The sequence below is a fragment of the Achromobacter mucicolens genome (assembly GCF_029866465.1).
GTDB lineage: Bacteria > Pseudomonadota > Gammaproteobacteria > Burkholderiales > Burkholderiaceae_B > Achromobacter > Achromobacter mucicolens.
This window is the reverse complement of sequence record NZ_CP123364.1, coordinates 4,155,840-4,177,433: the sequence shown is the minus strand read 5'-3', so window position 1 is coordinate 4,177,433 and position 21,594 is coordinate 4,155,840. Positions and strand designations below refer to the sequence as shown.

At 66.3% G+C, this 21,594-nt stretch carries 19 protein-coding genes; 10 read left to right on the top strand and 9 right to left on the bottom strand.

Annotated elements, in window-relative coordinates; translation table 11 throughout:
• Positions 1–12 precede the first annotated feature (12 nt).
• The 5 genes from QEP15_RS19115 to QEP15_RS19095 form a co-directional block, all read right to left on the bottom strand.
• Complete coding sequence (locus QEP15_RS19115; RefSeq protein ID WP_180098108.1) at positions 13–894, bottom strand: branched-chain amino acid ABC transporter permease; 882 nt, start codon at positions 892–894, stop codon at positions 13–15.
• Between the two features lie 31 nt (positions 895–925).
• Entirely contained in the window at positions 926–2,086 is a 1,161-nt protein-coding gene (locus tag QEP15_RS19110; RefSeq protein WP_152385307.1) for an ABC transporter substrate-binding protein, read from the bottom strand.
• Positions 2,087–2,141: 55 nt separating this feature from the next.
• Positions 2,142–2,966, bottom strand: a complete 825-nt coding sequence (locus QEP15_RS19105) for an alpha/beta fold hydrolase (RefSeq protein ID WP_280147868.1) — start codon at positions 2,964–2,966, stop codon at positions 2,142–2,144.
• A complete protein-coding gene (locus QEP15_RS19100; RefSeq protein ID WP_279991221.1) occupies positions 2,963–4,522 on the bottom strand; it encodes a benzoate-CoA ligase family protein in 1,560 nt (519 codons plus the stop codon). Before QEP15_RS19100 ends, QEP15_RS19105 begins: the two co-directional genes overlap by 4 nt.
• Before the next feature lie 82 nt (positions 4,523–4,604).
• Positions 4,605–5,078, bottom strand: a complete 474-nt coding sequence (locus tag QEP15_RS19095; RefSeq protein ID WP_280147867.1) for a DUF4863 family protein — start codon at positions 5,076–5,078, stop codon at positions 4,605–4,607.
• Positions 5,079–5,254: 176 nt separating this feature from the next.
• On the opposite strand from QEP15_RS19095, the gene QEP15_RS19090 reads away from it, so the two are divergent.
• The 5 genes from QEP15_RS19090 to QEP15_RS19070 all read left to right on the top strand — a co-directional run bounded on the left by QEP15_RS19090 (position 5,255) and on the right by QEP15_RS19070 (position 11,323).
• Entirely contained in the window at positions 5,255–6,163 is a 909-nt protein-coding gene (locus QEP15_RS19090; RefSeq protein WP_062841711.1) for a helix-turn-helix transcriptional regulator, read from the top strand.
• Positions 6,164–6,362: 199 nt separating this feature from the next.
• Positions 6,363–8,033: a 2,3-epoxybenzoyl-CoA dihydrolase gene (gene boxC, locus QEP15_RS19085; protein WP_280147866.1), complete on the top strand. Its 1,671-nt coding sequence runs from the start codon at positions 6,363–6,365 to the stop codon at positions 8,031–8,033.
• 46 nt (positions 8,034–8,079) lie between these two features.
• Positions 8,080–9,507 carry a benzoyl-CoA 2,3-epoxidase subunit BoxB gene (gene boxB / locus QEP15_RS19080; RefSeq protein WP_280147865.1) on the top strand — a complete coding sequence of 476 codons (1,428 nt, stop codon included), beginning with the start codon at positions 8,080–8,082 and terminating at the stop codon, positions 9,505–9,507.
• A 41-nt stretch (positions 9,508–9,548) separates the two neighbouring features.
• The gene (boxA, locus tag QEP15_RS19075) at positions 9,549–10,808 is read left to right on the top strand and encodes a benzoyl-CoA 2,3-epoxidase subunit BoxA (RefSeq protein ID WP_280147864.1); all 1,260 of its coding nucleotides are present in this window, start codon (positions 9,549–9,551) and stop codon (positions 10,806–10,808) included.
• A 71-nt stretch (positions 10,809–10,879) separates the two neighbouring features.
• On the top strand, positions 10,880–11,323 hold the full coding sequence (locus QEP15_RS19070; protein ID WP_056326762.1) for a MaoC family dehydratase: 444 nt from the start codon (positions 10,880–10,882) through the stop codon (positions 11,321–11,323).
• 9 nt (positions 11,324–11,332) lie between these two features.
• On the opposite strand, the gene QEP15_RS19065 is transcribed toward QEP15_RS19070, so the two are convergent.
• The gene (locus QEP15_RS19065) at positions 11,333–12,319 is read right to left on the bottom strand and encodes a TRAP transporter substrate-binding protein (protein WP_217618301.1); all 987 of its coding nucleotides are present in this window, start codon (positions 12,317–12,319) and stop codon (positions 11,333–11,335) included.
• 403 nt (positions 12,320–12,722) lie between these two features.
• Here QEP15_RS19065 and QEP15_RS19060 point away from each other — a divergent pair, with 403 nt between their 5' ends.
• The gene (locus tag QEP15_RS19060; protein WP_142051405.1) at positions 12,723–13,697 is read left to right on the top strand and encodes an IS110 family RNA-guided transposase; all 975 of its coding nucleotides are present in this window, start codon (positions 12,723–12,725) and stop codon (positions 13,695–13,697) included.
• 95 nt (positions 13,698–13,792) lie between these two features.
• Here the strand turns inward: QEP15_RS19060 and QEP15_RS19055 are convergent, their stop codons facing one another.
• Positions 13,793–14,986, bottom strand: coding sequence for an acyl-CoA dehydrogenase (locus tag QEP15_RS19055; protein ID WP_056326766.1), 1,194 nt, complete (start codon positions 14,984–14,986; stop codon positions 13,793–13,795).
• 131 nt (positions 14,987–15,117) lie between these two features.
• Positions 15,118–16,800: a thiamine pyrophosphate-binding protein gene (locus tag QEP15_RS19050; RefSeq protein ID WP_152385302.1), complete on the bottom strand. Its 1,683-nt coding sequence runs from the start codon at positions 16,798–16,800 to the stop codon at positions 15,118–15,120.
• A 168-nt stretch (positions 16,801–16,968) separates the two neighbouring features.
• Between QEP15_RS19050 and QEP15_RS19045 the strand changes: the two genes are divergently transcribed.
• The 4 genes from QEP15_RS19045 to QEP15_RS19030 all read left to right on the top strand — a co-directional run bounded on the left by QEP15_RS19045 (position 16,969) and on the right by QEP15_RS19030 (position 20,117).
• Positions 16,969–17,895, top strand: coding sequence for a LysR substrate-binding domain-containing protein (locus QEP15_RS19045; RefSeq protein ID WP_152385301.1), 927 nt, complete (start codon positions 16,969–16,971; stop codon positions 17,893–17,895).
• Positions 17,896–17,904: 9 nt separating this feature from the next.
• Positions 17,905–18,888 carry a site-specific tyrosine recombinase XerD gene (gene xerD, locus QEP15_RS19040; RefSeq protein WP_056326771.1) on the top strand — a complete coding sequence of 328 codons (984 nt, stop codon included), beginning with the start codon at positions 17,905–17,907 and terminating at the stop codon, positions 18,886–18,888.
• Positions 18,889–18,924: 36 nt separating this feature from the next.
• Positions 18,925–19,413, top strand: a complete 489-nt coding sequence (gene ybaK / locus QEP15_RS19035) for a Cys-tRNA(Pro) deacylase (protein WP_056326773.1) — start codon at positions 18,925–18,927, stop codon at positions 19,411–19,413.
• Positions 19,414–19,538: 125 nt separating this feature from the next.
• Positions 19,539–20,117 carry a DJ-1/PfpI family protein gene (locus tag QEP15_RS19030; protein WP_056326776.1) on the top strand — a complete coding sequence of 193 codons (579 nt, stop codon included), beginning with the start codon at positions 19,539–19,541 and terminating at the stop codon, positions 20,115–20,117.
• A 28-nt stretch (positions 20,118–20,145) separates the two neighbouring features.
• On the opposite strand, the gene QEP15_RS19025 is transcribed toward QEP15_RS19030, so the two are convergent.
• Positions 20,146–21,573, bottom strand: coding sequence for an FAD-binding oxidoreductase (locus QEP15_RS19025; RefSeq protein WP_280147863.1), 1,428 nt, complete (start codon positions 21,571–21,573; stop codon positions 20,146–20,148).
• Positions 21,574–21,594 lie beyond the last annotated feature (21 nt).

Here is a 21,594-nt window from a genome sequence, read left to right as displayed (position 1 = left end):
GGTCGACAGGACCTAGCCCTGTTTGAACAGCCCTTCGGGCTTGCAAAGCAGAATGAAGGCCATCAGCAGATAGACCAGCACACCCGCGGCAGATGGGAACAGCACCTGGCCGAAGGTTTCGGCAAAGCCGACCAGCATCGCGGCCAGGAAGGCGCCGCGAATCGACCCGATGCCGCCGATCACCACCACCACGAAACAGATGATGAGCACGCCGTTGCCCATGCCGGGATACACGGACGACACGGGCGCGGCGATGCTGCCGGCCAGCGCCGCCAGCGCCACGCCCGCGGCGAACACGACGCGGTAGAGCTTGTTGATGTCGATGCCCAGCGAGCTGATCATTTCGCGGTTGCTGGCGCCGGCGCGCAGCATCATGCCCAGCCGTGTGCGCGAGATCATCCAGTACAGCAGCAGCGCGACGACAATGCCCACGGCGGAAATGAAAAGGCGGTAGACGGGATAGGTCATCACGTCGCCCAGCGCAATGCTGCCGCGCAGCCATTCGGGCAGCGGCACGCCATGCACGTCGTTGCCCACCAGAATGCTGCGCAGTTCCTCGAACACCAGGATCAGGCCGTACGTCATCAGCACCTGCTGCAGGTGATTGCGCTTGTACAGGTAGCTGAAGAACGCGGCTTCCAGCAGGTATCCCATCACGCCGGCCGCCAGCACGCAGACGGCCAGCGTGGTGAGAAACCCGCCGCCCAGCCAGCGGTCGACCAGCGGGCCCAGCGCGAACGCCATGTACGCGCCGATCATGTAGAAGCTGCCGTGCGCCAGGTTGATGATGCCCATGATCCCGAAGATCAGCGTCAAGCCGCTGGCCACCAGGAACAGCAGCAAGCCGTACTGGAATGCGTTCAGGCTCTGGATGAGCAGGATGCTGATGTCCATGGGGCCTCCCGTGGCGGACGCGTTCGGCGGGCTACAGCTTGCAGCCGCGGGCGGGGTCGGCCAGCTTCTGCACCGCGACCTCGACGACCTTGTTTTCCAGACCGTCGACGCGGCGCAGGTAGATGTCCTGCACCGGGTTGCCGGCCTTGGACAACGTGAATGTGCCGCGCGGGCTGTCCACGGTGGCCGTGCGCATCGCGCTGCGGAAGTCGTCCTTCTTCGTGAAGTCGCCCTTCACGGCGGCAAGGCCCGACTGCATGAGCTGCGCGGCGTCATAGCCTTGCACCGCGTAGACGTCCGGCTGCATCTTGTACGCCTTGGAATAATCGGCGCGGAACGCGTTGTCGCGCGGCGTGTTCAGGCCGTCGGCGTAATGCAGCGTGGTCAAGAGCCCCTGCGCCGATGCGCCCTGCGCCTGCAGCGTGCCGTCCGTCAAAAAGCCCGAGCCGTACAGCGGGATCGTCTTGTCCAGGCCGGCCGCGTGGTAGTCCTGCACGAACTTCACGGCGCCGCCGCCGGCAAAAAAGGTGAACACCATGTCGGGCTTGAGCGCGGCGATCTCTGTCAGGAGCGACTGGAATTCCACGTTGGGAAACGGCAGGCTCAGTTCGCGCACGACCTTGCCGCCGGCCTTCTCGAAACCTTCCTTGAAGCCGCCGATGGCCTCGTCGCCCGCGGCGTACTTCCAGGTGATGGTCACGGCGGTCTTGTGGCCCTTGGCGTACGCCACCGGGCCCATGGCGTAGGCCGGCTGCCAGTTGGTGAACGAGGTGCGGAAGATGCCCGGGCCGCACAGCGGACCGGTGATCGCGTTGGCGCCCGCGTTGGTGACGATCAGCGTGGTGTCGGCGTCCTTGGCCGCCTTGGCCAGCGCCATCGCCACGCCCGAATGCACGGTGCCGATCAGCACGTCGACCTGATCGCGCTTGATGAGGCGGTTGGCGTTCTCGGCGGCCTTGGCCGGATTGGATTCGTCGTCCACCTTGAAGTATTCGATCTCGCGTCCGCCCAGCTTGCCGCCTTGCTCGGCAACGTAGAGCTTGAAGCCGTTCTCGATGGCGTTGCCCAGCGCGGCAAACGTGCCGCTGTAGGGCAGCATGAAGCCGACCTTGAGCTTGTCGTCGGCATGCGCGCCGCTTGCGGCGATCGTCAGGGCGGCGGCTAGCGCGGCCCGGGTCAGGACGTGGTTCATGGTTTGTCTCCGTGCTTGTTATGGGCGGACGCCTGGGCCGGCAGCAGGGCCTGGGTCAACCGGGTTTTTCCAGCGCGCCGACAAAGCGTGCGACGGCCTGGATAACGGTGGCGGGCTGATCCCGGTGCGGCGAATGGCCGCAATCCGGAATCTCCAGCAGTTCGGTTTGCGGCGCGCGCCGGCGGATGCCGTGCACCTGCGCCAGCGTGCCGTATTCGTCGCCGGTGCCCTGAATGGCCAGCACGGGACAGGTGATGCGGCTCAGATCGTCCTCGATGTTCCAGGCGCGAAATTCCGGGTTCAGCCAGATGTCGTTCCAGCCCCAGAACGCGGAGTCGACATCCTGGTGATGGCGGCCCAGCCGCGCGCGCAGATCCGATTCCAGATAGGCGCGGCGCGCGGCCGCGATGCTGGTGACGGACACCTCTTCGACAAGGATGTGGGGGGCTGCCGCGATCACACCGGCGACCGCGTCCGGATACCGGGCGGCGTAAAGCAACGCGATCGAGCCGCCGTCGCTGTGGCCGAACAGCACCGGCTTGTCGCGGCGCGCGTTCACGCCCAGGACCTCCAGCAAGGCCGGCAGGACGTCGTGCGCCTCACGGTGCATGAAGTCCACGGGCCACGCATCCTCCTGCGGGCGAGCGGTGGACCGGCCGTATCCGTAGCGCGAATACACCAGCCCGCGGCAGCCGGCCGCCTCGCACACCTGCGTGGGCCAGTCCTTCCACATCGATATCGATCCCAACCCTTCATGCAGAAAGACGATGAGCGGGGCATCGGTGCGCTGCGGCGCGATCCAGCGGCATTCCAGCCGCAGGTCGCGGCCGCGCGCGTGGACGCCGGCAAAGACCGTATCCGAGTCGGCGGCCGCCGTCATAGCGATGCCTCTTCCAGCGCCCGCAGGCGAAAGCGCTGGATCTTGCCGGTGGCGGTCTTGGGCAGTTCCTCCAGGAAATCGATCTGGCGCGGATACTTGAAGGGCGCCAGGTGTTGCTTCACGTAATGCTGCAAGGCGGCGCCCGTCTGCGCGTCCGGTTCGAAGCCGTCGCGCAGCACCACATAGGCCTTGGTCTTGACCAGCCCGTCGTGGTCCGGGACCCCGATCACGGCCGCTTCCAGCACCGCCTCGTGCTGGATCAGGATGTTCTCGACCTCTACCGGCGACACGTACTGGCCGCTGACCTTGATCATGTCGTCGCTGCGACCGGCATAGGTGTAGTAGCCATCCGGATCGCAAACGTATTTGTCGCCGCTCTTTAACCAGTCGCCGAGAAAGCACTGGCGCGTCTTGTCGCGGTTGTTCCAGTACATCAGCGCGGCGCTGGGCCCCTTGATGTATAGATCGCCGATGGCCCCGGGCGCGACGGGCGCGCCGTTGTCGTCGCGCAGCTGCACCTCATAGCCCGGCACGGGCTTGCCCGTGGTGCCGTAGCGCAATTGCCCCGAGCGGTTGGAAATGAAGATGTGCAGCATCTCGGTCGAGCCGATGCCGTCCAGGATTTCACAGCCGAAATGGCGCGTGAAGCGCTCGCCGATATCGCGCGGCAAGGCTTCGCCGGCGGATGTGCAGACGCGCATCGCCACCTGCTCGCGGGGCGGCAGGTCGGGCGAGGCCAGCATGCTGGCATACAGGGTCGGCACACCGTAGAACACGGTGGGGCGATGCCGCACCAGCCGCTGGAACACGGCCTGCGGGGTGGGGCGCTCGGCCATCAGCACGACCGTGGCGCCCACCGACAGCGGAAAGGTCAGGCCGTTGCCCAGGCCGTATGCGAAGAACAGCTTCGCGGCGGAGAACACCACGTCGCTTTCGCGGATGCCGAGCACGGGCTTGGCATACAGTTCCGCCGTGTGCCAGAGGTTGCCGTGGGTGTGGACCACGCCTTTGGGCTTGCCCGTCGAGCCGGACGAATACAGCCAGAATGCGATTTCGTCCGACAGCGTGCGTGCGGCGGGAGACAGCGGGGCGGCGGCCAGCAGCGTGTCGAACGCGTGGGCGCCCTCGGGCAAGGCCGCGCCGGGCTGCGACACCACCAGATGTTCGACATCCGCCGGCGCCTGAGCCAGCGCCGCTTGCAGCACCGGCAGCAGGGCGCCGGACACGAACACGGCCCGCACGCGGCTGTGCGCAATGATGTAGGCGTAATCGTCCGCGGTGAGCAGGGTATTGACGGCCACGGGCACCACGCCGGCGTGCAGGGCGCCCAGAAACGCCACCGGCCAGTCGGCCGTGTCCTGCATCAGCACCAGGATGCGTTCCTCGCGGCGCAGGCCCAGGTTGCGCAGTGCGCCCGCCATGCGGGCTACCCGCTCGGCCAGCTCGCCATACGTGAGCTGGCGCGTGTCGTCGATGTAGGCCGGCTTGGCGGCGCGCGGTGCGTTCAGCGCGGCAAGATGGCTGGCGAAATTCAGTTCGGCGGGGCAGGTATTCACGGTTGTCTCCTGGTGTCCTGGTGGATGGACGCCGTGCCTGTGGTTGTTGTTGGCGGCACGGTTGCGGCGTCCGGGCCGGTTTTCAGCCGGGGCGCGTGAATTCGATGGCCCCGCCGGGCAGCAGATACAGCACGAGGGCCCGGCCGCGCGTGACGGTGGGGCGGTGGGCCGAGCCCGGTCCGTAGACCAGCCAGCCCGCGCCGTGGCCGTCAAAGCGCGCGTCTTCGGTAAGCGGCATGATCATGTCGATCTCGCCGTTGGGATGGGCGTGGTGCGGGCCGGCCAGGTCATTCATGTCGACGACGTCCACCGAGCAGCCGCCCAGGTCGTCGGCGGGCTTGATGACCCGGCCGTACTTGATGCCGCCGCCTTCGCGGTTGCACATCCAGCCGTCGGCCACGCCCTGCCTACAGGTGGCAAAGATGTCCTGGAACAGGGCGCTCTCTGGGCCGGCCGCCTGGTTGAGCCGGGCCTGCAGCGCCGCGTCCAGCGGCTGGCCGGCCGTCAGGCGCGTCACATCGCGCATCAGGGCGTGGAATTGGTCGGGCGTACTCACCAAGCGGCTCCTTTACACTGTCGGCGCTCAGGCAGTCCGCATTTGGACTGCTGTTTTTTTACACCGGATCGGCTGTGGACTCGTTGGATGGAAAAATAGTGCTTCCGTTGATGTCGGTCAAGCACTATAGTGCATAAAAGAGCGGTAATCAGGGTTTTTGCGGAGTCAGTCGAACCATGAATCAAGCGCTAGACACGGCGCCCATCGAACCCCGGCGCGAGCCCTTCCTGATCGCCTTGGGCGAGCGCGTGCGCCGCCTGCGCGCCATCCGCGGCATGACGCGCAAGGGCTTGTCGCAGGCAACCGGCGTATCCGAACGCCATCTCGCCAACCTGGAGCACGGCGTCGGCAATGCGTCGATCCTGGTGCTGCTGCAGATTGCCCGGGCGTTCAATTGCGCGCTGGCCGAACTGGTCGGCGACGTGACCACGGAATCGCCCGACTGGCTGCTGATCCGGGAGTTGCTGAGCGGACGCACCGAGTCCGATCTGCAGCGCGCGCGCGAGGCGCTGACGCAGCTGTTCGGCGTGGGGGCGGGCGCGCAGCGGCCCAACCGCACCCAGCGCGTGGCGCTCATCGGCCTGCGCGGCGCGGGCAAGTCGACGCTGGGCCAGATGCTGGCCGACGACCTGGGCTATCCGTTCGTGGAACTGAACCGCGAGATCGAGCGGGTGGCCGGCTGCGGCATCCTGGAAATCCATAACCTGTATGGTCCAAACGCCTATCGACGCTACGAACGGCGCGCGCTCGAAGAGGCGGTGCAGATCTATCCGGAAATGGTGCTGGCCACGCCGGGCGGGCTGGTGTCCGAACCCGCCACGCTCAACCTTCTGCTGACCCATTGCTATACGGTCTGGCTGCGCGCCACGCCCGAAGAGCACATGGAACGCGTCATGGCGCAGGGCGACTTCCGCCCCATGTCCGGCAACAACGAAGCCATGTCCGACTTGAAGCGCATCCTGGCCGGGCGCGAAGCGTTCTACGCCAAAGCCGACCTGACCTGGGTGACCAGCAACCTGGAAGTGGCCGAAAGCTTCGCCGGCCTACGCACGCAGGTGCGCAAGGCTTGCGGGTTGCCGTTGTAGCGCCGCCGGCCTGCCGCCTTCGTCTCCGAGGCCGCCCCATTCGGTGCGGCCTTTTTGCTGCGCGCCTGACACGCATCGCGACATGCACTTTCCTGCATATTCCGCTTGACGCTCCAAAACGCCTGCACTAATCTGCATAATAATTCATGTAGTGCAGTATTTTTCCTGTCAACGAACAGGGCGTACGAGGAGACACACGATGAGCAGTCCCATCAACCGGGTCGATTTCCGGACCGATCCCGCCCAGTACCGGCACTGGCGCCTGACGTTCGACGGTGCCGTCGCGACCCTGGCCATGGACGTGGCCGAAGACGGCGGCCTGCGCCCCGGCTACAAGCTCAAGCTCAATTCGTACGACCTGGGCGTCGACATCGAACTGCACGACGCTCTGCAACGCATCCGCTTCGAACACCCCGAGGTGCGCAGCGTGGTCGTCACCAGCATGAAAGACCGCATCTTCTGCTCCGGCGCCAACATTTTCATGCTGGGGTTGTCCACCCACGCCTGGAAGGTCAACTTCTGCAAGTTCACCAATGAAACCCGTAACGGCATCGAAGACTCCAGCCGCCACGGCGGGCTGAAGTTCATTGCGGCGTTGAACGGCGCGTGCGCGGGGGGCGGCTATGAATTGGCCCTGGCCTGCGATGAGATCCTGCTGATCGACGACCGTTCGTCGTCCGTGGCCCTGCCCGAAGTGCCGCTGCTGGGCGTGCTGCCCGGCACGGGCGGCCTGACCCGCGTCACCGACAAGCGGCGCGTGCGGCACGATCATGCCGACATCTTCTGCACGCTGGTCGAGGGCGTGCGCGGGCAACGCGCCAAGGACTGGCGGCTGGTGGACGACGTGGTCAAGCCAGCCCGCTTCGAGGAAGAAGTCCGTGCCCGCGCCCTGGCGCTGGCGCAGGACAGCCACCGCCCGGCGGACGAGCAGGGCGTGTCGCTGACGCCGCTGCACCGCACCGAGACCGAGACCAGCCTGTCCTACCGCTACGTCGACGTGCAGCTCGACCGCGAAAAGCGTCAGGCGACATGGACGGTGCGTGCGCCGCAAGGCCGCGTCGAAACGGAATTGCCGGACATCGTTGCCGCGGGCGCCGCCTGGTGGCCGCTGCAGATGGCGCGCGAACTGGATGACGCCATCCTGTCGATGCGCACCAACGAGCTGGACATCGGCACCTGGATCCTGAAGACGGAGGGCGACGCCGAGGCGGTGCTTGCGGCCGACGCGGCGCTGGAACGGCACGCCGACCACTGGTTCGTGCGCGAGACCGCCGGCATGCTGCGCCGCACCCTGGCGCGGCTGGACGTGACGTCGCGCAGCCTGTTCGCGCTGATTGAACCGGGTTCATGCTTTGCCGGCACGCTGCTGGAACTGGCGCTGGCCGCGGACCGCAGCTACATGCTGGACGTTGAGGACGACGAAGCCATCGACGGCCCGCCGCCGCAGATCGTGGTGGGCGAGCGCAATTTCGGCGCGTACCCCATGGTGAACGGCCAGAGCCGCCTGCAACGGCGCTTTTACGGCGAGACGCAGCCGCTGGAGGCGGTGCGCGCGCAGGCCGGTCGCAGCCTGCCCGCATCCGCCGCGCTGGAACTGGGCCTCATTACCTATGCGCCCGACAGCATCGATTGGGACGACGAAGTGCGGCTGGCGCTGGAAGAGCGCCGCGCGCTGTCGCCCGATGCCTTGACCGGTCTGGAAGCCAACTTGCGCTTCGGCGGGCAGGAAACCATGGAAACCCGCATCTTCGGCCGGCTGACCGCCTGGCAGAACTGGATCTTCAACCGCCCCAATGCGGCGGGCGACAAGGGCGCGCTCAAGCTGTACGGCAAGGGCGAGCAGGCGGCATTCGACTGGAACCGCGTCTGAGCGCCGCGCGGCTGGCGGCCCATCTTAAAAAAATCAGGAGAGAGACATGTCCGGCATCAACTACAGCGACAAGATTCCCAACAACGTCAACCTGTCCGGCGACCGCGCGTTGCAGCGCGCGCTGGAACACTGGCAGCCCAACTACCTGCAATGGTGGCAGGACATGGGCCCCGACGGTTCGCACGGCTTTGACGTCTACCTGCGCACGGCGGTCAGCGTCGAGCCCGATGGCTGGGCCCACTTCAATCACGTGCGCATGCCCGACTACCGCTGGGGCATCTTCCTGGCGCCGCAGGACGGCCAGCGCAAGATCCATTTTGGCGAGAACATCGGCCGCGACGTGTGGCAGGACGTGCCGGGCGAGCACCGCGCCAACCTGCGCCGCATCATCGTCACGCAGGGCGACACGGAACCGGCGTCGATCGAGCAGCAGCGGCACCTGGGCCTGACCGCGCCATCGCAGTACGACCTGCGCAACCTGTTCCAGATCAACGTCGAAGAAGGGCGGCACCTGTGGGCAATGGTGTACCTGCTGCACCGCTATTTCGGCCGTGACGGGCGCGAGGAAGCCGATGCGCTGCTGCAACGCAGCTCGGGCGATTCGGACAATCCGCGCATCCTGGGCGCCTTCAACGAGAAGACGCCGGACTGGCTGGCGTTCTACATGTTCACCTACTTCACGGATCGCGACGGCAAGTTCCAGCTGTGCGCGCTGGCCGAATCCAGCTTCGACCCGCTGGCGCGCACCACCAAGTTCATGCTGACCGAGGAAGCGCATCACATGTTCGTGGGCGAGTCCGGCATTTCGCGCGTCATCCAGCGCACCTGCGAAGTGATGAAGGAACTGAAAACCGACGACCCGCAAGCCGTGCGCGCGGCGGGCGTGATCGACCTGCCTACCATCCAGCGCTACCTGAACTTTCACTACAGCGTGACCATTGATCTGTTCGGCGCGGACCAGTCGTCCAACGCCGCCATCTTCTATGGATCGGGCTTGAAGGGACGGTACGAAGAGAGCAAGCGCACCGACGACCATCAACTGAAGAACGACACCTACCGGGTGCTCAACGTCAGCAACGGCAAGCTGTCCGAGACCGAAGTGCCGATGCTCAATGCGCTGAACGAAGTGCTGCGCGACGACTTCATCCGCGATTCGGTGGCCGGCATCGGCCGCTGGAACAAGGTGATCGAAAAGAGCGGCCTGGCGTTTCGCCTGCAGGTGCCGCACAAGGCGTTCAACCGCCAGATCGGCACCCTGGCCGGCATCCGCATGTCGCCCGAAGGCGAGATCCTGTCCGAGTCGCAGTGGCAGGCCAACCAGCACAAGTGGCTGCCCACGCCGGAAGATCGCGCGTTCGTCGCGTCGCTGATGGGCCGCGTCACCGAGCCGGGCAAGTTTGCCCACTGGATCGCGCCGCCCGTCATGGGCATCAACCGCCAGCCGGTGAACTTCGAGTACGTGCGTTTCAACTAAAGGCCGCGCGGGCCGCGTGCCCGCGCGTAGGGAGGACGGCGATGAACGCCCCATTACCGGTGGAAGTCCTGAAGCAGCATCTGATCGATCCCGAGATCTGCATCCGCTGCAACACCTGCGAAGAGACCTGTCCGGTCGATGCGATCACCCACGATGCGAACAGCTACGTGGTGGATCCCGAAATCTGCAATGGCTGCATGGCCTGCGTGCCGCCGTGCCCGACGGGCTCGATCGACAACTGGCGGCTGGTCGTGCGGGCCGAGGCCTATTCGGTGCAGGACCAGTTAGGCTGGGAAGAGCTGCCGCAGGAAAAGCCGCTGCCGGTAGATGCGGCGGCGGCGGGCGAGGGCGGTCAGCCCATGCCGGCGCCGCAGGCCGAAGCGGGCCTCGCGCAGACGGCGGCGGCCGTGACGGCCGCCACGCCCGGCGCCGCGGTGCCGCCGTGGTCGGCCGCGCACCCTTACGTGAATCTCTACACGCACAAGACGCCGATCACCGCGACCGTGGTGGGCAACTATCGCGTCACCGGCGCCGACACGGAAAGCGACATTCACCACATCGTGCTGGACTTCGGCGAGCAGCCGTTCCCGGTGCTGGAGGGCCAGTCCATCGGCATCCTGCCGCCGGGCGTGGATGCGCTGGGCCGGCCGCATCATGCGCGCCAGTATTCGCTGGCCAGTCCGCGCGACGGTGAACGGGCGGGATACAACAACCTGTCGCTGACGGTCAAACGCGTCACCCAGGACCACGGCGGCGCGGCCGCGCATGGGGTGTGTTCCAACTACCTGTGCGACCTGGCCAAGAACGACACCGTGCAGGTGATCGGCCCCTTCGGCCACACCTTCCTGATGCCGAACCACCCGCAGGCCAATCTCATCATGATCTGCACGGGCACGGGTTCGGCCCCGATGCGCGCGATGACCGAGCGCAGCCGCCGCCTGATCGGCACGGCGGACATCGGCAAGCTCATGCTTTTCTTCGGTGCGCGCACCGAACGTGAGCTGCCGTACTTTGGCCCGTTGATGAAGCTGCCGCGCGATTTCATCGACATCAACCTGGCGCTGTCGCGCGAACCCGGCCAGCCCAAGCGCTACGTGCAGGACCTGATCCGCGAACGGGCCGCGCACGTGCGCGGGCTGCTGGCCGACCGCAATACCTGCATCTATGTCTGCGGGCTGAAGGGCATGGAAGTCGGCGTGCTGGACGCCCTGCGCGACGTGGTGGTGCAGTCGGGCGAGGATTGGTCTATCCTGCATGATGCGCTGCGCCGTGAAGGCCGGCTGCACTTCGAGACGTACTGATTCCAACAACAGTTGCGTGACGAACGGCGCGCCTGGGCGCGCCGTTTTCGTTGGCAGGGGGAAAACACAACATGAAGTTCGCCGAATTCAAGGACGGCATGGTGATCAAGGCGGGGCCGGTCACCGTGACGGAAGCGGAGATCCTGGAGTTCGCCCGCAAGTACGATCCCCAGTGGTTCCATACCGATCCGCAGCGCGCCGCGGAAGGCCGCTGGGGCGGGCTGATCGCCAGCGGCTGGCACACCTGCGCGATGGCCATGCGCATGGCGGTCGACGCCGCCCTGCATGATTCCGAATCCTTCGGTTCGCCCGGCCTGGGCGAAGTCCGCTGGCGCACGCCGGTACGCCCCGGCGACACCCTGCGCCTGCACGCGCGCGTGCAGGGCGCGCGGCACTCGTCCTCGCGCCCCGATTTGGGCATCATCAACTGGGCATGGACGGTCGTGAACCAGCACGACGAAAGCGTGCTGGAAATGGACGCGACCAGCCTGTTCGACCTGTCCGGCAACAACTAGGCGCAGCGGCTACCGCTTGCTTGCCTGCTTGAGAATGGCGGCCGCCTCCGGGCCGGCCGCCGCCTTCCACGCGTTGATCGATTCGGCGGAAGCGTCCTTCAACGCCTTCTTCACCGCCGGGGGCACGGCGGTGTTGATCGCGACGCCGTTCTTGCGCATGTTCGCGTAGTTCTGCTGCAGGCGGCCCTCGATGCGTTTCCACTGCTCGGCCTCGGTCTGCGCGGCTGCCTGGTCGATGGCCTTGCGCGAGCGCGCATCCAGCGCCTCGTAGGCCTTCAGATTCATCGTCGCCACCGAGACCGGCATGGCGTAGTTGATCTCGGCAAAATTCGGCAGGTGTTCCCACAGCTTGCGGCCCGCGCCGCCATCGCCGGAAGACAGCACCGCGTTCACCTCGCCCGATGCGATGCGCGCCATGGCGTCCGCGAACGAAATGTTCTGCGCCTTTGCGCCGGCCCGCTGCATGACGTCCTGCGAGGTCGCATCGTAGGTGCGGATGGAGAGCCGCTTGAGCGCCGCCACGCTGTCCAGCTTTTGCTTGGACCAGATGCCCGACGCGGGCCACGGCGTGGTGTAGAGCAGCTTCTGGCCATGCGCGGCCAGCAGCTTCTCGTACGCCGGGCGCGCCGCCTTGTTCAGATTGCGCGCCTTGGACAGCGAGTCGGCCAGAAAGGGCAGGGACGAGACGCCAAAGATCGGATACTTCGTGGCCAGCGCGCCGGCAAAGGCGTCGCCCGCATCCACCTTGCGCGTCTGCACGGCCTCGATCATGTCGCCTGACTTGATGCCCTTGGCGGCGTCGAAGCTCGCGTCGATGACGACATTGCCGGCCGACTTGGCCCGCACCAGTTCGGCGAACGTGGACACGCCTTGACCCGGCATGGAGGTGGCCGGGTACTCGGTGGTCATGGTGAGCGTCGTGGCGGCCTGAGCGCCTTGGGCGATGAACGCCATGGCGACGACTGCCGCCAGGCGCAGGGGGGTGATGCCGTGCATGCGCGACTCCTCGTGAAGGGACCCGTGAAGCGTAAGAGGTATACAGGCGTACGCCTAGTCGGGCTTTCGGCAATGCGCAGGCGGGGAGGGATCGGACGTATGGCGTAGTCCAATACGGTCGGTGTCTGACACCCTGGGGAGGTGGCCGTCAGCTTGTAGCGGCGGCGCAGAGGGTGTCAGACACCTTGTATCTTGGCCACTGTAGTGATTAGCTATCGCTACAAGCGGACCGATGAGCGTGTTCAGACACCTAGAGCCTGGACTTTGTGGTTCAGATTACGCCTCGGTTCCGCACCTCTGAGCCGGCTGGACACTGGACGGTAGCCTAGGGCATTGGACCCTGTATGTACAAGGCAAGTGGGCGCAGCGGGCTTCTTTGGTATTGGCAAGGGAGCTTAGGTTTATGTTTTTTCTCGGAATTGACGTTTCTAAGGCGAAGCTGGATTGCGCGCTGCTTGGCAGCGATGCCAACAAACGCAAGACCAAGGTCGTACCCAACTCGATAGCGGGCGTGCAGACGCTGCTGCAGTGGTGCGCCAAGCAGGGAGCCGAGCCGGCGCAGTTGCATGCCGTGCTCGAGCCCACAGGGCAATATCACGAGCAGGCTGCCACGGCCCTGCATGACGCTTCGGTCAGTGTCTCGTTGGTCAACCCTGCCCAGGTGCGCGACTTCGCCGGGGCGCTGGCGGTGCGCTCCAAAACCGATGGGATCGATAGCTACGTGCTGGCCCGCTACGGTCAGGCGCTCAAGCCTGGGCTGTGGCGCCCCGCACCGCTGCATGCCCGTCAACTACGGGCCTTGTTGGCTCGGCGCGACGCGCTGGCCAAGGATCTGCAGCGCGAACTCAATCGCCAGGAGAAGACGCAGTTCAGTGATCCACCCGTGCTGGTCGAGGGATCCATCGCCAAAACGATCGCGTTCCTGCGTGAAGAGATCAAACGCCTGGATCATGCGATCAATGACCACATCGACCGCCACCCGGACCTGAAGGAGGATCGGGAACTGCTGACCAGCATCCCCGGCATCGGGGATCGAGCGGGGAACTCGATCCTGTCGATCATGCATAACCGGCCCATCGAGTCAGCCGAGGGCTTGGCCTCCTACCTGGGGGTGGTGCCGGTGCAACGCCAGTCCGGCACCAGTCTGAACAGCCGGCCGCGGCTATCTAAAACGGGTCCCAGCACAGTACGTGCCACCCTCTACATGGCCGCTATCGTCAGCAAGCGCTTCAACCCACACGTTGGTGCGCTTTACGCGCGACTCTTAGCAGCTGGAAAGAGCAAAATGGCCGCGCTAGGCGCGGCCATGAGAAAGCTGGTACATCTATGCTTCGGCGTGCTTAAAACTCGGACACCGTATCGGCCCGACTACGCCTGAGCGCTTGACGGTCAAGACGGTATCTGGCGCTGCCGCAACGCGCCAAAAAAAAGGCCGCCCCATGGGCGGCCTCCTTTGCTACACCAGGCAGGCGATCAATAGAACGCCTGGATGCCGGTCTGGGCGCGGCCCAGGATCAGGGCGTGCACGTCGTGGGTGCCTTCGTAGGTGTTGACCACTTCCAGGTTCACCAGGTGGCGGGCCACGCCGAATTCGTCGGAGATGCCGTTGCCGCCCAGCATGTCGCGGGCCAGGCGGGCGATGTCCAGCGCCTTGCCGCACGAGTTGCGCTTCATGATCGAGGTGATTTCGACGGCGGCGGTGCCTTCGTCCTTCATGCGGCCCAAGCGCAGGCAGCCTTGCAGCGCCAGCGTGATTTCGGTCTGCATGTCGGCCAGCTTCTTCTGGATCAGCTGGTTGGCGGCGAGCGGGCGGCCGAACTGCTTGCGGTCCAGGGTGTATTGGCGGGCGGTGTGCCAGCAGGCTTCGGCGGCGCCGACAGCGCCCCAGGCGATGCCGTAACGGGCGGAGTTCAGGCAGGTGAACGGACCCTTCAGGCCGGACACGCCGGGCATCATCTGGTCGGCGGACACTTCCACCTCGTCCATGACGATTTCACCGGTGATCGACGCGCGCAGGCCAACCTTGCCGTGAATGGCGGGGGCGGACAGGCCCTTCATGCCCTTTTCCAGGATGAAGCCGCGGATCTTGCCGTCGAAGTCGCCGCCGACGCACTTGGCCCACACCACGAACACGTCCGCGATCGGCGAGTTGGTGATCCACATCTTGTTGCCGCTCAGCTTGTAGCCGTCGGCGGTCTTGACGGCGCGGGTTTCCATGCCGTTGGGGTCGGAGCCGTGATTGGGTTCGGTCAGGCCGAAGCAGCCGATCCATTCGCCGCGCGCCAGCTTGGGCAGGTACTTCTTCTTTTGTTCTTCGCTGCCGAATTCGTTGATCGGCACCATGACCAGCGAGGACTGCACGCTCATCATCGAGCGGTAGCCGGAGTCGACGCGTTCGACTTCACGGGCGATCAGGCCGTAGCTGACGTAGTTCAGGCCAGCGCCGCCGTATTCGACGGGGATGGTGGCGCCCAGCAGGCCGAGCTCGCCCATTTCGGAGAAGATCTCGGGATCGGTCTTCTCGTTGCGGAAAGCGTTGAGCACGCGCGGCGCCAGCTTGTCCTGCGAGTAGGCGTAGGCGGCGTCGCGCACCATACGCTCTTCTTCGGTCAGCTGCTGATCCAGCAACAGGGGGTCTTGCCAGTGGAAGGAGGGATTCGAGGACATGCTGGGTCTCCGCTATGGATTTCCGTGATCGGAATCTAGAAAGTTTAAACTTAAAATAATTCGGGCGGCAAGTTGGGGTTTGCACGGCGGTGCGCCTGGGCGCGCCGCCGGTCTTGACGCCCGTGCAGGGTTCAGTGCTGGGCCTTCAGCGCCGCCTCGCGGATCTTTTCGAGGGTCGTGGACGGGCTGATGGTTTCCGGATCGATGAAGCAGTGCAGGATCGCCGGCTTGCCGCTGGCCAATGCACGTTCAAATGCCGGACCGAACTGTTCGGTGGTCTCCACGCGTTCGCCGTGGCCGCCAAAGGCGCGCGCGTAGTCGGCGAAATCGGGGTTCTTCAACTGGGTCGCGGAAATGCGGCCCGGATAGTGCTTTTCCTGGTGCATGCGGATCGTGCCGTACATGCCGTTGTCCACCAGCACCACGATGATGGGCAGGTCGTATTGCACGGCCGTCGCAAATTCCTGGCCGTGCATCAGGAAGCAGCCGTCGCCCGCAAAGCAGACGACGGTCTTGTCCGGCCATACGCGCTTGGCGCCCACCGCTGCCGGCAGGCCGTAGCCCATCGAGCCGGAAGTCGGCGCAAGCTGCGTGCCAAAGCGGGTGAAGCGGTGAAAGCGGTGCAGCCAGGTGGCGTAGTTGCCCGCGCCATTGGTCATGATCGCGTCGGCGGGCAGGGTCTTTTCCAGATACGCCATGACCTGGCCCAGCTGCAGCGCGCCCGGTGTGGTGATGGCGTCGGGGTCGCTCCATTTCAGGTACGACTCGCGCATCGCCTTCGTGCCGTCGGCCCAAGCGGGGGCGGCAGGCGCCTTCAGGCCGGCCAGCGTCGCGGCGAAGGCGGACGGCGAGGTGTTGATGGCGAGGGTGGGGCGGTACACCCGACCCAGTTCGGCGGCGTCGGGATGCACGTGCACCAGCTTTTGCTTGGGCACGGGAATGTCCAGCAGCGTGTAGGCCTGGCTGGGGTTTTCCGACATGCGGCCGCCCACCAGCAGGATCAGGTCGGCATCGGCCACGCGCTTGAGCAGCGCCGGGTTGATGCCCAGGCCCACGTCGCCGATGAAGCAAGGATGGTCCGCGGGAAACAGCATCTGGCGGCGGAACGACACGGCGGTCGGCAGCGAATGCAGTTGCGCGAAATCGGCGAACTGCTGCACGGCGCGGGCGTCCCAACGCGTGCCGCCCAGAATGGCGACGGGGTTCTTCGCGTCAGCCAGCAGCTTTTCCAGATCGGCCAGCTGGCCAGCCGTGGGGGCCGCATCGATGACTTCGTAACGCGGGGCGTCGGCCACTTTGGCGGCCTCGACCAGCATGTCTTCCGGCAGCGCGATCACCACCGGACCGGGGCGGCCCGAGGTCGCGATGTGAAACGCGCGCGAGATCAGTTCGGGAATGCGTTCGACCTGATCGATCTCGGTCACCCACTTGGCCTGCGTGCCGAACACGGCGCGGTAGTCCATTTCCTGGAAGGCCTCGCGCTCGCGCATGCCGCGCTCGATCTGGCCGACAAACAGGATCATCGGCGTGGAGTCCTGCTTGGAGATGTGCACGCCGGCCAGCGCGTTGGCGGCGCCGGGGCCGCGCGTCACCATGCAGATGCCGGGTTCGCCCGTCAGCTTGCCGTGCGCGTCGGCCATCATGGCCGCGCCGCCTTCCTGGCGGCACACCGTGACCTTGATGTCGGCATCGTGCAGGCCGTCCAGCACCGCCAGATAGCTTTCGCCGGGGACACAAAATACATGTTTGACGCCCTGGGCGACCAGTTGGTCGACCAGAATGTGACCGCCAAGGCGGGAATCTTGCTGAGGCATGGTGGTGTCGTGGTTAGCCTAGGGTAGAACTGCCGAGCATATGTTCCCTGAGCGCACAACGCAATTGATAAAATTGCACATTCTGTTGATCCCCCGGCACGTCCCGCCTGGTGCGCCGCAACATGCGCGCGCGCCGCGACGGGCCGCATTTCAGGCGGCATTCCCTCCATGAGAAACGGCATTCCCAATCTGAGCGCCCTGCAGGCATTCGAGGCCTCGGCCCGGCTGGGCAGTTTTTCGCGCGCCGCCGAGGAGCTGTCGCTGACCCACAGCGCGGTCTACCGGCAGGTGGCCAGCCTGGAGGCGCGGCTGGGCGTGCAGCTTTTCACCCGGGTGCGCCGCCGCATCGTGCTGACCGACCACGGCGCCGAATACGCTGGCCGCATCCGTCACCATTTGGACCAGATCGAAAAAGACACCTTCGGGCTTGTCAGCCGGACCGGCATGGGGCGCAGCATCCACATTGCCGTCGTGCCCACCCTGGCCACCACCTGGCTGATCCCGCGCCTCGCGGATTTCCAGCGCGAGCACGGCGATATCACCGTCAGCCTGTCCGTGCGCACGCTGCCGTTCCAGTTCAAGGACCAGCCGTTCGACGGCGCGCTGTATCACGGGGACGGGCTCTGGCCGGGCACGCAGGGCGGGCTGCTGTTCCCTGAGCGCGAGCTGGTGCCGGTCTGCGCGCCCGAATTGGCCGATCGCGTGGCGCAAGCGGGGGGCGCCGCGCTGACCGGCATGACGCACCTGCATCTGGCCTCGCGGCCGGACGCCTGGCGCCAGTGGTACGCGGCCAATGGCCATCTGTACGGACCGCAGGCAGCCGGCGGTCCGCGCTACGAGCTTTTCACCATGGTGATGGCGGCGGTGCAGGCCGGGCTGGGCGTCGGGCTGATGCCGCGCTTTCTGGCGCAACCGGCGCTGGACCAGGGCGCCCTCGTCATGCCCGTGCCGCAGTCGCTGGCGGTCAGCCAGGGGTATTACTTCGGCTATCCGCAGCGCAGCGAGCGCTCCGAGGCGCTGAAGGTGTTCGAGTCCTGGCTCAAGTCCGCCGCCGCCGGCGTGGGCGAGCGCCTGCCCAACCGCGCCGCGCCGTAGAATCCCGCCATGTCCACCGCCCGCCAGCCGCTGGCCTCCCAGGCCGATATCGACGCCTTCATCGACGCCGTCTGGCTCGAGGACGGCCTTTCCGCCAATACCCTGGCCGCCTATCGCCGCGACCTGACCGGTTTTGCCCGCTGGCTCGAAGACCCCGAGGCCTACGCCCGGGAGCTGGCCGACCGGCACGGTGAACCCGAGCGTGCGCAGACCATGCCCGTCGGGCCGGCCAAGCCGATCCGCGACGCGCAGAAGGCGGATATCGAGGCCTGGTTCGCGTTCCGCCACGAAGAAACCCGTGCCACCACCGCCAACCGCCGGCTGGCGGCGCTGCGCCGCTTCTACGCCTGGGCGCTGCGCGAACACCGCGCCGAACGCGATCCGTGCCTGACGCTGGTGGCCGCCAAGCAACCGCCGCGCATGCCCAAGACGCTGTCCGAGCAGCAGGTGGACGCCCTGTTGCGGGCGCCCGACCTCGGCCAGCCGCGCGGCCTGCGCGACCGCGCCATGCTCGAGACCTTGTACGCCACCGGCCTGCGCGTGTCCGAGCTGGTGGGCGTGCGCTCGCTGGACGTCAGCCTGAACGAAGGCGTGGTGCGGGTGGTGCTGGGCAAGGGCGGCAAGGATCGTCTGGTGCCGCTGGGCGCCGAAGCCGCGCACTGGATTGCGCAGTATCTGAATACTGCCCGCCCGGAATTGGCGGCGGGCCGCGTCAGCGATGCGCTTTTCATCACCAGCCGCGCCGAGGCGATGTCGCGGCAGGCGTTCTGGCAACTGGTCAAGAAATACGCCGTGATCGCGGGCGTGCATGCGCCCCTGTCGCCGCACGTGCTGCGCCACGCCTTTGCCACGCACCTTCTGAATCACGGCGCGGACCTGCGCGTGGTGCAGATGCTGCTGGGCCACGCAGACATCTCCACCACGCAGATCTACACCCACGTGGCGCGCGAACGCCTGAAGGCATTGCACGCGGCCCATCACCCGCGCGGCTAGCCGCCGCCCACCATTCCCTTTTCAACCGGCACACCCATGAGCAAAGCCCGCCACGTTTCCGAAACACCCGCCACCCAGTTCCTCAAGCAGCACAAGGTGGCCTACACCGAGCACACCTACGACTACGTCGACCACGGCGGTGCAGGCGAAGCCGCGCGCCAGCTTGGCCTGGACCCGCACGCGGTGGTCAAGACGCTGGTGATGGAGGACGAATCAGCCAAGCCGCTGATCGTGGTCATGCACGGGGACCGCGAAGTCTCCACCAAGAACCTGGCGCGGCAGGCCGGCCTGAAGAAGGTCGAACCCTGCAAGCCCGAGGTCGCGCAGCGCCACTCCGGCTACCAGGTGGGCGGCACGTCGCCCTTCGGCACCCGCAAGAAGATGCCGGTGTGGGTGGAGGCCGAGGTGCTGACGTATCCGGCGGTCTACATCAACGGCGGGCGGCGCGGGTATCTGGTAGGCATCGATCCCAAGGTGCTGGTGGATTTGCTGGGCGCGCGGCCCGTGACGGTGGCGTTGGAGTAGGGGGCGTTCCGCGGTCGTATCCCGCGCCGGTGGTATCCCATTACCACCCGCCCCGCCGGCGCGGCGCGCACAATGGGACGAGAAGACCAGGAACTGGCCCCCACCCTCATCCCAAGGAGACAATCATGAGCAAACGACTGCTGATGCTGGTCGGCGACTACGCCGAAGACTACGAAACCATGGTGCCGTTCCAGACGCTGCTGACCGTGGGGCACACGGTGCACGCGGTCTGCCCGGACAAGAAGGCTGGCGACACGGTGGCCACGTCCATCCATGACTTCGAAGGCGCGCAGACCTACACGGAAAAGCGCGGCCACAACTTCACGCTGAATTACGACTTCGACCGCGTCGAGCCCTCGTCCTACGACGGGCTGGTGATCCCCGGCGGACGCGCGCCCGAATACCTGCGCCTGAATGAAAAGGTGCTGGATATCGTGCGTGAATTCGACAAGGCCAACAAGCCCATCGCCGCGGTGTGCCACGGCGCGCAGATCCTGGCCGCGGCCGGCGTGCTGAAGGGCCGCACCTGCTCGGCGTACCCGGCATGCGCGCCCGAGGTCCGGCTGGCCGGCGGCACCTATGCCGAGATCGCCGTCGACCAGGCCTACACCGACGGCAACCTGGTGTCGGCGCCCGCCTGGCCTGCCCATCCGGCGTGGATGGCGCAGTTTCTGGCGGTGTTGGGCACGAAGATCACGCCCTGACCGCTCGCGCGGGGCGGGGTTAGATCGGTCACTGCGCCGCGATCACCCGCCCCGGGTTGAACAGATTCAACGGATCGAACAGGTGCTTGATGCCCGCCATCATCGCCATCTCGGCGGCCGGTTTGTAGCGGGCGATCGAAGCCACCCGCAACTGCCCCACGCCATGCTCGGCTGAGATCGACCCGTTCATGCGCGCCACGACCTCGTACACCGCCGCCGACACGGCCTTCTCCGACGCGCGCATGGCCTGATAGGCCTGAGCATCCGCGCCGGGCGGCGTCGACACGTTGTAGTGCAGGTTGCCGTCGCCGACGTGGCCGAACACGAAAATGCGCGCGCCCGGCAGCACGCCATGCACGGCCACCTGGGCGGCGTCGATGAATTCCCCGATGCGCGAGATCGGCAGCGAGATGTCGTGCTTGATGTTCTCGCCGTCGATGGCCTGCGCTTCGGGCAGGTGATGCCGAATCTGCCAGAACGAGGCCGATTGCGCCAAGGTGGACGCAATGGCCGCATCGGTGACGATGCCGGCCTCAAAGGCGGCCTCCATCAGCGCCTGGAAGCGCTCCGTGGCATGCGCCTCGCTTTCGGCATCGCTGGATTCCAGCAGCACGTAATACGGCGCCTTCGCGGGCAGGGGAATGCGCATGCCCGGCGTGTGTTGCAGCACCAGCTCCACCGCCGGGCCGCTGATCAATTCAAAGGCCGTCAGGCTGGCCGGCAGATACGACTGCGCCAGGGACAGCAGGCGCACCGCGCTCTGCGGGTCCGGCACGGCGGCAAAGGCGGTCATCTGCGCGGCGGGACGCGGGTACAGCTTGACGGTGGCCGCCGTGATGATGCCCAGCGTTCCTTCCGCGCCGATGAACAGCTGCTTGAGGTCGTACCCGGTATTGTCCTTGCGCAGGCCGCGCAATCCGTTCCAGATCTGCCCGTCGGGGGTCACCACTTCCAGGCCCAGGCACAGATCGCGTGCGTTGCCATAGCGCAGCACCTGTATGCCCCCGGCATTGGTGGCAAGATTGCCGCCCAGCGTGCAGCTGCCTTCCGCGCCCAGGCTCAGCGGAAACAACCGGTCCGCCTGGGCGGCGGCCTCCTGCACCGTGGCCAGCACGGCGCCCGCCTGCGCCGTCAGCGTGTTGTTGTAGCGGTCTACCTCCAGGATGGCGTTCATGCGGGCCAGCGACAGCACGATGCTGCGCCCGCCGCCGTCCGGCACGCTGCCGCCGACCAGACCCGTATTGCCCCCTTGCGGATAGATGGCGACGCGCCGCTCGCGGCACCAGCGCACCAGCTTGGCGACGTCCTCGGTGCTGTCGGGCTGCGCAAGGGCCAGGGTGCGGCCCGTCCACCGCTTGCGGTAGTCGGTCAGGTGCGGCGCCAGCGCGTCGGCGTCGTCCAGCACGCGCCCCTGGAAGGCGGCGCGCAAAGAGGCTTTGAGGTCATCGTCGGACATGGCCGGCTCGCTAGGCGTCAA